Genomic DNA, 13,553 nt, shown 5'->3' with positions numbered 1-13,553 from the left:
CCTATCTGCGGCTATTTTATCACGAAGAATTGCATATGCCCCAACTTGATTTGATTCATATCAACTCTACTGCTATACTTATATGCACTAGATTGCTTTAGTGCGCAACTATGCTTGATATGAAAGGGCGAAGAAGATGGTTTTGAGACCGGACGAATTCACGGATGCGGCGCGGCAGGCGCTGCACGACTCGCAGCAGATTGTGCAGCGGTACCGCCATACGCAGTGGGACGCGGAGCATGTGCTGATGGCGCTGCTCGAACAGCAGGGCGGCGTGGTCGCGGATGTGCTCGCCGCCATCGGTGCGGACGCAAGGCAGATTATGCAGCCGCTGCACGAGGCGATGGAGCGCACGCCCAAGGCGAACCAGCAGACGAACCAGATTTATCAGACGCCGCGCGCGAGCCAGCTCCTGTACAGCGCGAAGACCGAGTCCGAGCGGCTGCAGGACGACTACATCAGCGCCGAGCACCTGCTCATCGCGCTGACACAGAACGAACAAGACCCGGCGGCGCGGCTGCTCGCGGCGCACGGCGTAACGCGCGAAGCCGTCTATCAGGTGCTCCAAAAGATCCGCGGCGCGCACCGCGTTAGCGACCCGCAAGCCGAGAGCCGCTACCGCTCACTGGAACGCTTTACCATCGACCTGACGCAGCTGGCGACAGACGGCAATCTCGACCCGATAGTCGGACGCGACCAGGAAGTGGCGCGCGTGATGCAGACGCTCATCCGACGCACGAAGAACAATCCCGTACTCATCGGCGGCGCGGGCGTGGGCAAGACGGCGATCGCCGAGGGCTTGGCGCAGCGCATCGTGAGCGGCGATGTGCCGGACGAGCTGAAAGACCGCCGCGTTCTCGCGCTCGATATGGGCGGGCTGGTCGCCGGCTCCAAGTTCCGCGGCGAGTTCGAGGAACGCCTGAAAGCCGTGCTCGACGAGGTGCGCAAGGCTCAACGCGAGATTATCCTGTTCATCGACGAAATCCACACCGTCGTCGGCGCGGGCGCGGCTGAGGGCGCAGTCGATGCCAGCAACATGATGAAGCCCGCCCTAGCGCGCGGCGAACTGCAAGCGATGGGCGCGACGACCGAAGAAGAATACCGCAAGTACATTGAACGCGACGCCGCGCTTGAGCGTCGGTTCCAGCCGGTTCTGGTCGAAGAGCCGGACGAAGACACCGCCATCGAAATGCTGAAGGCGCTACGTCCACGCTACGAGGCGCACCACAAGCTGCGTGTCGATGACGATGCACTCAGCGCAGCGGTTCGCCTGAGCGCGCGCTACATCTCCGACAGGCTGCTGCCCGACAAGGCGGTTGACCTAATCGACGAGGCGGCGAGCAAGCTCCGCATCGACGCGCAGCTGCTACCGGCGCACTTGAAGGACGCGGAACACCAGCTGCGCCATCTCGCCGACGACGAAGCCGCCGCAGCCGAGCTTGCGGACTACGAACGCGCCGCGAAGATTCGCGCGGAACGCCTGCGGTTACAAGCCGAGTTCGACTCAGAACGCAGCGCGCACAACGGCGCTGACGGCGACCAAGATTACACTGTCGTCCGCGCGGAAGACATCGGCAGCCTTGTCGCCATCTGGACGGGCATACCCGTTGACCGCCTGCTGGAAAGCGAAGCGGACAAGCTGCTGTACATGGAAGAGCGCTTGCACGAGCGCGTCATCGGGCAGGATGATGCAATTGTGGCCGTTTCGGATGCGATACGCCGCGCTCGCGCCGGTCTTAAAGACCCGAATCGCCCTATCGGCAGCTTCATCTTCCTGGGACCAACAGGCGTGGGAAAGACCGAGTTGGCGCGCGCGCTAGCCGAGTACCTGTTCGACGACGAGCAGAACATGGTGCGCTTGGACATGTCCGAGTATATGGAGAAGCATGCCGTATCGCGTCTCATCGGCGCGCCGCCGGGTTATGTCGGCTACGACGAAGGCGGCCAGCTGACGGAAGCGGTGCGCCGCCGCCCGTTCCGCGTAATCCTGTTCGACGAGATCGAAAAGGCGCATCCGGATGTATTCAACGTGCTGCTTCAGATACTCGAAGACGGGCGGCTGACGGACGGGCACGGCAGAACGGTGGATTTCCGCAACACGCTGGTGATAATGACCAGCAACCTGGGCACGGCAGAGGCGAGCCGTCGCTCGGCAGGATTCGCCACCGGCGGGCAGTCCGACGAATCGCGCCTACGCGCGTCTGTTGACGATGCGCTGCGTCGCGCGTTCCGCCCCGAGTTCCTGAACAGGCTGGACGAGACCATTGTCTTCGATTCGCTGTCGCCGGAGCAGGTGCGTCGCATCGTGGAGTTGCTGCTCGCAGATACGCAATCGCGCCTGCAAGATCACGGTGTATCGATATACCTGACGGGTGAAGCGCTAGATTGGCTAGCCGATGCCGGCTTCGACCGCAAGTTCGGAGCGCGCCCCCTGCGCCGCGCCATCCAGCTGCACATCGAGAATCCGCTATCCATGTCCATAATCAGCGGCGAATACGCCGCCGGCGATGTTGTGCATGTGGATGCGGACGATGATGGATTGGCGTTCAGCAAGCAGAGCGTTGACGTCGCCGCTTAAGGACATACTCCCGCTCGTCCTTCGACAAATTCAGGGCGAGCGGTAAACTCCTATCCCGTCCATCAATAGCAGCTACTCCGTAAACATCGCCGCAATGTGGCGGCGCTGGATTTTGCCTGTGGCGGTGCGCGGCATGGTGTCGATGATGTACACGCGGTCCGGCACTTTGAACGCCGCCAGGCGCTCGCCGCAGTATTCGCGTATCGCCGCTTCGTCCGTGTCCGCTGATATAACGACCGCCGCCTGTACTGCCTCGCCGTACATCGTGTGCGGAACACCGAAGCACACCGCCTCCGCGACCGATGGATGCTCCAGCAGCGCGGCGTCCACCTCCAACGGCGAAATCTTCTCGCCTCCCCTATTTATCAGCTCCTTGATGCGCCCGGTCAGCGTCAGCGTGCCGGCGGCGTCGAGGAAGCCCTGATCTCCCGTGCGGAACCAGCCGTTAGTGAATGCCTCTGCGTTGGCGTCCGGGTTGTTGTGGTAGCCGTGCGTAACATTCGCGCCGCGTATCACAACCTCCGCGCGCCCGCCCGCACTCAGCAAGTTGCCGTCGTCGTCCATAATGGCTATGTCAACGCCCGTGCCTTTGCCAACCGTGCCGGGCATCCGATCGCCCGGAGGCAGCAGATTCGACGACATTTGGTGCGATGCTTCCGTCATGCCATACGCCTCGAGCACCGGCGCGCCAAATCGCGCTTCAAGCTGGTCGAAGACCGTAGGCGCGAGCGCCGCCGAGCACGAGCGTATGAACCTGAAGCTGCTGTGCGGCGCGTCTTCGTCGTCCGCGCGCGCCAGCAAAATCTGGTGGATTGTTGGCACGGCAGAGTACCATGTAGCGCCGCTGTCTCGCTGCTCGCCCCAGAACCGGCTCGCGCTGAATCGTGCCGGCACGACCAGCGAGCCGCCCGTGCTCAGCGTGGACAGCGACACCCCGATAAGCCCATGCACATGGAACAGTGGCATCACCACCATTGCGATGTCGTCCGGCGTCAAGCCGTATGTGTCGCCGATGTTCTTGATGGAAGCGGCGAGATTGCCGTGCGTCAGCGGCACGCCTTTCGGACGGCTGGTAGTGCCGGATGTGTGCAGGAACAGCGCCACATCGTCGGGCGATGGCGCGGGCGCGTCTCGTCGAGCCGCCAGCGTATCGCCGCCGCGCGACAGCACAGTGCGCCCTGCATCGTCCAACGCCGCCTCTATGGTCGGTACGCCTAGTTCCGCCGCAGCCTCGCGCGCAGGATGTTCGCCCAGCGGCAGTATCGCGAGCTGCGCCTCGGCGTCTTCCATATAAAACTTGAACTCGTCGGCGGTGTACGCCGGGTTCAGCGGCGCGGCGATTGCCCCTGCGCGCGCGACTGCAAGGAACACAACCATGAACTCCAAGCCGTTCGGGAGTGCGATGGACACGGCTCTGCCGGGCTGCATCCCCGCGCCGGCGAGCAATTCCGCAACTCGCTCAATCTCCTCGCCGAACTCCGCGTAGGTAACATTCGCGCCGTCCGGCACGCTGATCGCCATATCGGACGCGCTTCGTGGGTTCAATACGCTTGCAAGTGTACTCAATGGTCTGCTCCCGTTCTGTGTGCATCGAATTCTAACGCTGGCGTAGTCTAATTATCGCCGCCGGCGCCAACGGTTCCATTTTCCGATTCCTGCGCGCCTGCCGTTCCCAATGTGCCGCGTCCCTATACAACGGAAACGCCAGCATATCGGGGACTATAGCACGATGTTTCACATCCATCTTGTCTTCTCACCATTAGTGTTCCATGCCACTCTGCCCGCACTATGCTAACATTGTGCCCGGAACTAGCGGCACAAGCCATTGCAATGGAGAGCGACTCATCACCAGCATTGCCGTCAGCGGACTTAGCCATCGCTACAATACAGACGCGGGCAGCCTTGAAGTGCTGCGCGATGTGCGCCTTGATGTCGCACCGTCCGAGTTCGTATCGCTCATCGGGCCAAGCGGCTGTGGCAAGACTACGCTGCTGCGCGCCATCGGCGGGCTGACGGACGCATCGTACGGCACAATCTCGCTGTCCGGCATGACACCGCAGCAGTTGCAACAACACAAGGGCATTGGCTTCGTGTCGCAGGACGCGGCGCTGCTACCTTGGCGCACCGCGTTGGACAATGTGCGCCTGCCGTTCCAGCTCAACACCGGCTCCGGCGCTGCGGATTCGCTCGCGAACGCTGAGCAGACGCTGAACGCGGTCGGGCTTGCAGACTTCGCGGGTTATTATCCGCACCAACTCTCCGGCGGCATGCGGCAGCGCGTTGCGTTTGCAAGAGCGCTGGCATTCGGGCCGGACCTGCTGCTGATGGACGAGCCGTTGAGCGCACTCGACGAGATGACGCGCGAGGAGATGCGCTACGAATTGCTGCGTCTATGGGAGCGGCAGAGGCCGACCGTGCTGTTCGTCACGCACAGCATACCAGAGGCGGTCGTGCTGTCCGACAGGGTAGCTGTGCTGTCCGCCCGACCCGGCGAAATCGTCGGCGACATCGCCATCGACCTGCCGCGACCGCGCCGCCAAGATGTGGAGCGCTCGGAGCGCTTCTTGGATTACACATACAGGGTTAAGGATGCGCTTTCTAGTGGAGTCCCCGCTGCGACGCCGGCAGTCCGATAGCACGGACGCCAACGCCGCCTCAGGCCGTTCGTCGAGCGGGCGGCGACATCGTATTGCATCTCCATTCGGCGCGCTAGGCTACGTCCTGCCGCCCGCATTCGCCATCGCGGTCGCAGTGGTGATATGGGAGGCGTGGGTTCGCGCCGCCGGTGTCCCTGTGTACATCGTCCCTGCGCCAACTGTGGTCATCGCGCGGTTGTGGGGCGACTTCGGATTCTTCGTGCTGCACGGCGGCATCACGCTTGCGGAGGCGTTGGCTGGCTTCGCGCTCGGCGCTGCGGTGGCGTTCACCGGCGCGACGCTTATGGCGCACTCGCGCTTCTTGGAGCGCACGCTACTGCCCATTGCCATCCTCGTCAAGGTTACGCCGATAGTCGCGGTCGCGCCGCTGTTCGTCATCTGGTTCGGATTCGGCTCACTGCCCAAGGTGCTGATCGCCAGTCTGATAACCTTCTTCCCCGTGCTGGTGAACGCGATGGTCGGCTTGCGCGCGGTCAACCCGGGCGCGCTGGACTTCTTCCGATCGCTGCACGCTTCCCGCGCGGAGACATACTTCAAGCTGCGCCTGCCCAGTTCGCTGCCGTACCTGTTCGCAGCATTCCGCATATCCATACCGCTGTCGGTCATCGGCGCGGTCGTCGGCGAGTGGTTCAGCGGAGACAGAGGCTTGGGCAGCGTCATCATCGTGGCGCACAACAACCTAGACATGCCTACGCTATTCTCAGCGATTCTAGTACTCGCATTCCTCGGCATCACGCTTACAATCATCACCGCATACATAGAGCGCAAAATGCTCTTCTGGCACGACTCGACGATGGCGTTTTGACGCGCGGGGACATCATTCTTCACAGAGGTTTTGATGGAAGATTCTCTGTACAAAGACAAGTTCACAATTCATCCACGCCTTCGGCGGCGTCGATGTGAAGATTTTCAGAACGCCTGTGATTCCACGCTTTCTGGTTTCCCACTATCGCTGGAAAGACGATTTTTGCAGTCGAAGACCATTTGTGAAATCGTCTCTGTACAAGTCGCGCTCTGAATTTCGGATTCCTCCATCATTACAATCGCTGCGAACAAGGGCGCGAACACATCACTATGGGTCTTCTACGCGTTGTTTCTCGGTCCAATCGCGCTGGTGCATGCGCTCCTCCGACCGCGCGCACCGAATAGATTTGTGTCCGGTCCCGTCGCAAGCATAGGCGTCGTGCCATGTCCCAAGTGCGATGAGTTCATCGACCTCAAAGCGACAGTCTGCCCCAGATGCCGGCGGGACATCACGCCGTCGCCTGTCGAAGCCGAAGCGCCCCGTACTGAGTAGTATCGCAGGCTGAGATTACTTGCGCTTTCACTCCCAACCTGATTTACTAACTGCGGACCGTTACAAGCGGCTTGCGACTAACGGGGACTAACGGGGACTAACGGGATTGTATATCACCGCCGCGAACCGCCAAGCGTATTAGCACTGAGTATCACCGGGAAGAACCTATTCATGTCGGCATCAGCTTTCAAGAGTATCATTGCTCTGGGATTGTTGGCTGCGACGCTCGTGGCGTGCGGCATCCAAGATGCTTCGCAGGACATGCCGTATAGGATCGGGGTCATGGAGTCGCTGACCGGACCCGGCGAGACCTACGGCACTATGGCAAATCAGGTCAAGCAGATGGCGCTCGACGAGATTAACGCAGCGGGCGGGATAGACGGGCGGATGCTGGAGTTCGTCATCGAAGACTCGCAGTGCAGCGCACAGGGGGCTATCGCCGCATACAGGAAGCTTACCGATGTGGACGGCATCAAGATTATCCTGGGGACATCGTGCAGCGGCGCAATGCTCGGCGCTGCGCCACTGGCAGAAGCGGACGGAACCATCCTCTTCTCCGGGCTTGCGAGCAACCCGGATATCGCCAACGCCGGCGACTACATCTTCCGCACGCAGATTAGCGATGTGCAGACTGGCATCGACACCGGAAACACCCTGTGGGCGGACGGCATCCGCACGCTGGCGACCATCACCGAGTCCACTGACTACGCAGAGGGTATCAGACGCACATCGGTCGATCAGTTCAAAAAGCGCGGCGGAACGGTCGTTGCCGAAGAGCGCTATTCGTCCGATATAACAGACTTTCGCACGCAGCTGGAGAAGATGTTCGCGGCGAACCCGGATGCGGTCCACATTGCGCCCCAATCCGAGTTCTCGGCTGGCACCATCATCAAGCAGGCGCGCGAGCTGGGCTACGATGGTCCAATTTACGCGGAGACCGTAACCGTGGGCGCAACATCCATGGAGATAGCCGGTGACGCTGCTACCGGCTTGAAGGCAATCACCGCCGACCTTGACCCCGCCAATGGCAAAGGGCAAGAAGTCCTAGCCAACTTCCGCGAGCGCTACGGCTACATCGTCTTCCCTTGGCATATGGGCTCCGCATACGACGATGTCTATATCGCCGCCGAGTGTCTGAAGCAGACGCAAGACGACCAAGATGCGGACGGCTTCCGCGACTGCATGTACGACATCACTTGGAGCGGCGCCATTGGCGACAACTACAGCTTCGACGAACAAGGAGAAGTGGTGGGTTTGTCGCGCGTGGTCGTGGAGGTGCTGCCCACATCGGAGCGCACCGAAGACAAGATATACAAGGTTCTGGGACCTGCCCCGGGTGAGTAGCTCGCAGAATATAGCCGCGGGCGGTTTGCACCAAGTAGATTGCCATAGGAAGAACGGAACTACGCCTTGCGAAACATTCTAATAGTCCCATTAGCCATCCTGCTCGCCATAGCCGCGCTCGCCTGCTCGCGGGCAGAACCGGAAAGTGTAGTCTTCATGAACGGCTACAAGGCGCAGGCGAACTTGCCTGTGGTGTCCGTGTATGTCGCGCAGGAGAAGGGCTACTTTGCGGAACAAGGGCTTGATGTTGAAATCCGCCATGCGTCCAGCGGCGAGCATCTGCAACTGCTGATGTCGGGCGATGTCGATTTCAGCACGGCGGACGCGCCTTCCGTGCTGAAGCGCAGGTCTGACCCAGGATTGCCGATTGTCGCGTTCGCGCTCTTTGGGCAGCGCGGGCAGCAAGGCTTTCTCGCGCTGAAAGACAGCGGCATCGCATCTCCTACCGACTGGGAAGGCAGGATATTCGGCTACAAGGTGTCCATCCCGCCCGACTATCTTGCCATCGTGGATGCGGAACAGGTTGACCGCAGCGCCGTGCAGGAAGTGCGCGTCGGCTTTGATCCGCGCGTGCTTACCGAAGGTCAGGTCGATGTGCTCGCCGTGTTTAAGTCCAATGAGCCGAACACCGTCAGGCGCATGGGCTTCGATGTAACACTGTGGGACCCGGCAGACTATGGCGTGCCCACGCTTGGATTGACATACATCACGCGCGAGGAACTGGCGAACGCCGATTCGGACAAGGTCGAACGCTTCCTGAAGGCGACGATGCGAGCGCTCGAATTCGCGCGCGACAACCGCGAAGAAGCAATCGAAATCGTGATGAAGTACGCGCCGGAAGAAGACCCCGCGCACCAGCGATACATGCTCGACACCGAGTTCGAGGACGCCATAAGCCCGCTGACGGATGCGCGCGGCTTGGGGCAGATGTCGCCGGAGCAGTGGCAGGCGCTCTACGACCACCTGACCGCGCACGAAGCGCTGCCCAAGCCCTTCGACTACAACACCGCCTTCAGCACCGACTTCTTAGACGCCATCTACGACGACGGCGATTTGCAGTGGCCATAGTACACAAAGATTTCTCGCTCCGCATCTTCTCAGTTCAAGGTAGGCTCTTCCTTCATCAGCCTTCGCTGGGATAGGCATCATCCTTCGGTGGGATAGGTACTGAAGTAACCGTGCTTGCATTTGCGATTTCACCCCCATCCTAGCCTTCCCCCATCAAGGGGGAAGGGACAATTATCTTGTTCATCGATGTTAAACTCCCAAAACATCCTGATAATGCAGTCCGGCGGCTGCACGCCCGTGCTCAACCGCAGCTTGTATGGAATCGTGCGGGAGGCGTTGTCGCACTCCGGCGATTTCCGCGAGATGTACGGCGCGCGCTACGGCATGGAAGGCATACTCGCCGGCGATTTGATAGACCTGCGCCGCACGCCATCGGACGAATGGCGGCGCATCGCGGATACGCCGGGCGCCGTTCTCGGCTCGACTCGCCGCAAGATGCGCGCTGACGATGTGCAGCCCATCCTAGACACGCTGCGAAGGCACAACATCGGCTGCTGGTTCATTATAGGCGGCAACGACTCCGCCACTACGGGACACGCCGTAGGGCAAGCGGCGGAATCCGCAGGCATGGATATTGCCGTCATCAACATCCCCAAGACGATAGACAACGACCTTGTGCTGACTGACCACAGCCCCGGCTACGGCAGCGCGGCGCGGTTTGTTGCGTTCGCCACGATGGGCGCCGGACGAGACGCCGAGTCGATGGGAATAGCATCGCCGATAACCGTCATCGAAGTGATGGGCAGGGACGCCGGCTGGCTCGCCGCAGCGTCCGCATTTGCCAAGCGCGACGACCGAGATGCGCCGCACTTCATCGGCTTGCCGGAAGTCGCGCTGGACGAAACGCGCTTCCTGGATTGCATGGAAGACACCTACCGCAGGCACGGACTAGCCGTCGCCGTAGTCGCCGAGAACATCCGCACACCGGACGGCAAGCCGGTAGGCGAACAGGGCGAGCCGTACTACACCGACGATTTCGGGCATCCATACTACGAAGGACCTGCCAAGCATCTCGCCGCGCTGGTGAGCGCGCGGCTTGGCGTTCGGGCGCGCCACGAAAAGCCGGGCACGATACAGCGTTCCATGATGGCATGTATATCGCGCACGGACGCGCAGGAAGCCGAGCAAGTCGGCCGCGCCGCAGTGCAGCATGCACTCGCCGGCGACCGCGACATCATTGTAACGCTAGAACGCGCGCGCGGCGACGACTACGCCTGCACCACCGGCGTCGCGCCGCTAAACGCCGTCGGCGGCAAAGTCAAGACAATGCCGCCCGAATACATCGACCCGGACAGCAACTTCGTAACGCCCGCCTTCCTGGACTACGCCCGCCCGCTGCTTGGCGATGCGCTGCCGGTGTATGGCAGGTTGCGGTAGGCACCAGCGGCCTGCCCTGCGAAGACGGCTGTAACCGTCCCTGAAGCGGCGTGGAGTTGATAGCGTTTTTAGGGGCTGCGGTTGTTGATGGGGACGGTTAGCCTGGGAGTGGGGATTTGGGCGGCGGCGGTGTGGGACGATCGGCCGGTCGCCCCTACGGGGTTGTAGCGGGACAACTTACCGTCGTGCATTCCCTGCTCGTCTTCGGGGTCGGGGTCGTTGGGGCCGTAGGTGGCGAATGCCATTGCGTCTTCGGGGTCTTTGCCTTCGGTGATGTAGCGGTTGTAGGCGTTGTACTTGTCCTCGGCTTCTTGTGCTGCCTCTTCGTCGCCGGACTCGTATGCCTCGTTGAATTCGCGGAGCAGCGCGTTGCGTCCGGCTTGAATGCGGGCGTGTTCTAGGGTCGCGCCTTCGTCTGCGAAGTCGGTGGCTTGCTTGTATGCCTGCACATGCTCCCAGCTTACGGCTTCGTAGTTGAGGTCGTAGGCGCGGTGGAGCAGTTCACGCGCGGCTGCTACGCGGTGCGCGGCTGTCCAGTCACCATCGCTGCGGTCGTCTTCGGCTATGCGTATGAGGAGTTCTGCGGCTTCCGTGCCGCCGTTTGTCTTGTCTCGGACTAGCTTTGCCAAGTGTCCGTTGATGGGGGCTGCGTCGTCTAAGTCCGCTTCGGGGTCGTAGGATGCGGACCTGCGGCGTTTGGCGGACTCGCCGAATGCGCGGCGCAGGAGTTCGCTTGCTGCTGCGAGCTTGTGGTGTGGCTTTGCGGGCGGGCGGACTCCACCGTATCCGAAGCCCTGCGCTGCTTGACTGTCGTATTCTCCGTCGTCGTGGATTATGTCGCAGAGGGCTTCGACTAGGGTTTCGCCTTCGTTTGTGCGGTCTCGGATGTATCGGGCAATGGGGTAGGCTACGATGTCTCTGAGCGTGGGTGTCAGTTTAGAGTTATCAGTTATCAGTTCAGAGTTGTCGGTTGATGGTTCGTCGCCGGTTGGGTCGAAGGGTATGACTTTGCCTTCGACTTGCGCGAAGCCGTACTTGGATAGCATACGTGCGGCGTCCATCTTGTGGCAGGTCTTGATGGCATAGCTGTCGCTTTGCAAGGTGTCTGCCAAGAACATGGCTATGGTCTCACCGTCGTTGGTTAGTTCGGCTATTTTCTGTTGTAGGGTGTTTTGGATGCACATTTTAGGTATCAGGTGTCAGGGTTCGGGCGTCGGGGCTTGAGTGTTAGGCAACCATATGTTCTTATTATGAGGGTAAGTGGTTGGGCTGTCAAGCGGTGATTTTGGAAGGGACTTTTGTCAGCCAGTGGGAAACGCTATCGGGCGTCAGCTGCAACTCGTGCGTCCAGCAGGGCATGTCCCGCGCGTTTAGTCGCCTACCAGCATGTATCACCACGACTTCAATACCGGCAGCACTTCCTTCGCAAAAAGCTTGAGGCTCCGCTCCGCAATGTCCAGCGGGATGCCGCCGAAGCGGAAGGCGACGTTTAGCTCGAAGTCGCCTACGATTGCCCTGCGATCTTCCAGTCCCCGCAGTATCTTGTCCGGTGTGCCCCAGCTGGCAGCTTTCATGAAACCTTCAACTGCGCCTTCGAGTCCGGCTGCGCGCGCCATATCTGCCTTCTGCTGGTACGCGTTGTAACCCTTTACAGACTTGAAGTGATCACCCAGAAACTCGTAGTGGTAGAAGTTGCTTTCCACGAACTTGCCTTGGTACTGCCGGGCTTCATTCTCGGTCTGCTCAAGGTCTGTGCCGCATATCGCGAACTCGGTGAGCATCAGGTTTGGCGGCTCGGTGCCGTGAAACTCGCGGTGTAATGCCCTGCCGCGCTCGATGCCCGGCATCCTCATCTCCCATGGACGGTCGGCGAACATGATGATGTGCGCCCCAAGTTTGGCAGCTGAAAGAACGGACTCGTCGCTGGCGGCGACGGCGTAGATGCGCCCGTCGAACGGGTGCTGCGGACGAGGACGTATCTCCGTTCGCTCCTGCTTGTAGTATTTCCCATCGCCTTCGATAAAGCCCGTGTTGAGCGCTTCGACTATCATCGGCGCCGCCTCGTCGAAGCGTTCGCGCGATTCGTCCATGCTCATGCCGAAGGCTTCGAATTCACGTCGCGCCAGACCTCTGCCGAATCCCAGCCGCAGCCGTCCGCCACTCAGCAGGTCTAGTACGGCAGCGTTCTCAGCCACGCGCAGCGGATTGTGCCAAGGGAGTATGACTGCTGCCGTGCCCACGTCTATGTCAGGATGCCGTGCCGCGAGGTGCGTCATCAACTGGAGGTTGTCCGGCACGAAGGAATAGTCGTTGAAGTGATGCTCCGCCGACCACAGACAATCGAAGCCTGAATCAGCCGCGATTTCGGCGAGTCGCAGCTCCTCCTCCCACATCCGACCGTCCGAGCCATCTTCCCAGCCGTAGCTGGAATAGATCATCATCATTCCTACATCCATGCGACCACTCCTTCCGGTTCGTTCAAGCTGCTCGGTGGACTACCGTGAGCGTATGATACAATCGTTGCATCCAATCGACAAATCAAACGAAAGGCGACGCAATGAAAACGACGGTGAGGGCGAGATACACCAACGGCGCGCTCACGCCGCTTGAACCCGTCGAGTTGAAAGAAGGGGATGAAGTAACCCTGTCTATCGACGATACGCCGCAACTCTCGAAAGAGGAACGTATCAAGCATCTTATGGCGGCTGCCGGGGGATGGAAGGGGTTGCACGACCCCGACGAGTTTAAGCAGATGATATATCAGGCGCGCATTGATGGTTCACGACACACTCCCAAGCCGTAACGATATACGGTATCTGGTTGATTCGGATTGGGCTATCGACCACATGCACCAGCGAGAGCGGGTTGTGAATCGCGTCAGGGAACTTGCGCCCTTCGGATTGGGAATCAGCATCGTATCGCTTGGCGAACTCTACGAGGGCGAATTCAATTCCACTGACCCGGAGACTGAGGCCCGTACACTGCGAACTTTCCTCAACGGTGTGGAAGTCATACCGTTGGACGACGCGATTTGCCGCATATTCGCTCGTGAGCGAAGCCGCCTTAGAGCGTCGGGAACGCTTATCGGCGACATGGATATTCTAATTGGCGCAACAGCGCTGCGCTATGACCTGACGCTGCTTTCCAACAATCGCAGGCACTTCGAGCGGCTTGAAGGGCTGAGTATCATATCGGCATGAGCAGATAAGCGTCATGCTCAGACAGCCCGATA

11 protein-coding genes are annotated in these 13,553 nt (G+C 60.5%); 8 read left to right on the top strand and 3 right to left on the bottom strand.

The features are described from left to right. The first annotated feature begins 142 nt into the window (after positions 1–142). Positions 143–2,578: an AAA domain-containing protein gene (locus tag F4X57_02035; protein ID MYC05952.1), complete on the top strand. Its 2,436-nt coding sequence runs from the start codon at positions 143–145 to the stop codon at positions 2,576–2,578. Between the two features lie 72 nt (positions 2,579–2,650). Here F4X57_02035 and F4X57_02030 read toward each other — a convergent pair whose 3' ends face one another. Then, positions 2,651–4,099, bottom strand: a complete 1,449-nt coding sequence (locus tag F4X57_02030; protein MYC05951.1) for an AMP-binding protein — start codon at positions 4,097–4,099, stop codon at positions 2,651–2,653. 248 nt (positions 4,100–4,347) lie between these two features. Between F4X57_02030 and F4X57_02025 the strand changes: the two genes are divergently transcribed. From F4X57_02025 to F4X57_02005, 5 genes are all read left to right on the top strand, one after another. Beyond that, positions 4,348–5,214 carry an ABC transporter ATP-binding protein gene (locus tag F4X57_02025; protein MYC05950.1) on the top strand — a complete coding sequence of 289 codons (867 nt, stop codon included), beginning with the start codon at positions 4,348–4,350 and terminating at the stop codon, positions 5,212–5,214. Further along, positions 5,120–6,040 (top strand): ABC transporter permease, encoded by a 921-nt coding sequence (locus F4X57_02020; GenBank protein MYC05949.1) that lies wholly within the window; start codon positions 5,120–5,122, stop codon positions 6,038–6,040. The genes F4X57_02025 and F4X57_02020 overlap by 95 nt, the downstream gene beginning before the upstream one ends. 663 nt (positions 6,041–6,703) lie before the next feature. After that, positions 6,704–7,876 carry an ABC transporter substrate-binding protein gene (locus tag F4X57_02015; protein MYC05948.1) on the top strand — a complete coding sequence of 391 codons (1,173 nt, stop codon included), beginning with the start codon at positions 6,704–6,706 and terminating at the stop codon, positions 7,874–7,876. A 66-nt stretch (positions 7,877–7,942) separates the two neighbouring features. Beyond that, entirely contained in the window at positions 7,943–8,944 is a 1,002-nt protein-coding gene (locus F4X57_02010) for an ABC transporter substrate-binding protein (GenBank protein MYC05947.1), read from the top strand. A 186-nt stretch (positions 8,945–9,130) separates the two neighbouring features. Beyond that, positions 9,131–10,321, top strand: a complete 1,191-nt coding sequence (locus F4X57_02005; GenBank protein MYC05946.1) for a diphosphate--fructose-6-phosphate 1-phosphotransferase — start codon at positions 9,131–9,133, stop codon at positions 10,319–10,321. Positions 10,322–10,389: 68 nt separating this feature from the next. Here F4X57_02005 and F4X57_02000 read toward each other — a convergent pair whose 3' ends face one another. Further along, positions 10,390–11,505 (bottom strand): hypothetical protein, encoded by a 1,116-nt coding sequence (locus F4X57_02000; protein ID MYC05945.1) that lies wholly within the window; start codon positions 11,503–11,505, stop codon positions 10,390–10,392. A 207-nt stretch (positions 11,506–11,712) separates the two neighbouring features. Continuing rightward, the gene (locus F4X57_01995; GenBank protein MYC05944.1) at positions 11,713–12,777 is read right to left on the bottom strand and encodes an LLM class flavin-dependent oxidoreductase; all 1,065 of its coding nucleotides are present in this window, start codon (positions 12,775–12,777) and stop codon (positions 11,713–11,715) included. Positions 12,778–12,878: 101 nt separating this feature from the next. On the opposite strand from F4X57_01995, the gene F4X57_01990 reads away from it, so the two are divergent. Both F4X57_01990 and F4X57_01985 read left to right on the top strand, forming a co-directional pair. Next, entirely contained in the window at positions 12,879–13,124 is a 246-nt protein-coding gene (locus F4X57_01990; protein MYC05943.1) for a DUF104 domain-containing protein, read from the top strand. Continuing rightward, positions 13,096–13,521, top strand: a complete 426-nt coding sequence (locus F4X57_01985) for a type II toxin-antitoxin system VapC family toxin (protein ID MYC05942.1) — start codon at positions 13,096–13,098, stop codon at positions 13,519–13,521. Before F4X57_01990 ends, F4X57_01985 begins: the two co-directional genes overlap by 29 nt. The last annotated feature ends 32 nt before the right edge of the window (positions 13,522–13,553 follow it).

The organism is Chloroflexota bacterium, assembly GCA_009840355.1.
Taxonomy (GTDB): Bacteria; Chloroflexota; Dehalococcoidia; order Lucifugimonadales; family JADFKI01; genus Bin90.
Note: the sequence above shows the minus strand (reverse complement) of the source record. Positions and strands in the feature narration are given on the sequence as shown.

What these genes read in the sequence shown, in the direction of transcription:
- F4X57_02030 (MYC05951.1), bottom strand. Translation starts at nt 4,099, where the DNA reads ATGGCGATCAGCGTGCCGGACGGCGCGAATGTTACCTACGCGGAGTTC.
- F4X57_02025 (MYC05950.1), top strand. Translation starts at nt 4,348, where the DNA reads ATGCCACTCTGCCCGCACTATGCTAACATTGTGCCCGGAACTAGCGGC.
- F4X57_02020 (MYC05949.1), top strand. Translation starts at nt 5,120, where the DNA reads ATGTGGAGCGCTCGGAGCGCTTCTTGGATTACACATACAGGGTTAAGG.
- F4X57_02015 (MYC05948.1), top strand. Translation starts at nt 6,704, where the DNA reads ATGTCGGCATCAGCTTTCAAGAGTATCATTGCTCTGGGATTGTTGGCT.
- F4X57_02005 (MYC05946.1), top strand. Translation starts at nt 9,131, where the DNA reads ATGTTAAACTCCCAAAACATCCTGATAATGCAGTCCGGCGGCTGCACG.
- F4X57_02000 (MYC05945.1), bottom strand. Translation starts at nt 11,505, where the DNA reads ATGTGCATCCAAAACACCCTACAACAGAAAATAGCCGAACTAACCAAC.
- F4X57_01995 (MYC05944.1), bottom strand. Translation starts at nt 12,777, where the DNA reads ATGGATGTAGGAATGATGATGATCTATTCCAGCTACGGCTGGGAAGAT.
- F4X57_01990 (MYC05943.1), top strand. Translation starts at nt 12,879, where the DNA reads ATGAAAACGACGGTGAGGGCGAGATACACCAACGGCGCGCTCACGCCG.
- F4X57_01985 (MYC05942.1), top strand. Translation starts at nt 13,096, where the DNA reads ATGGTTCACGACACACTCCCAAGCCGTAACGATATACGGTATCTGGTT.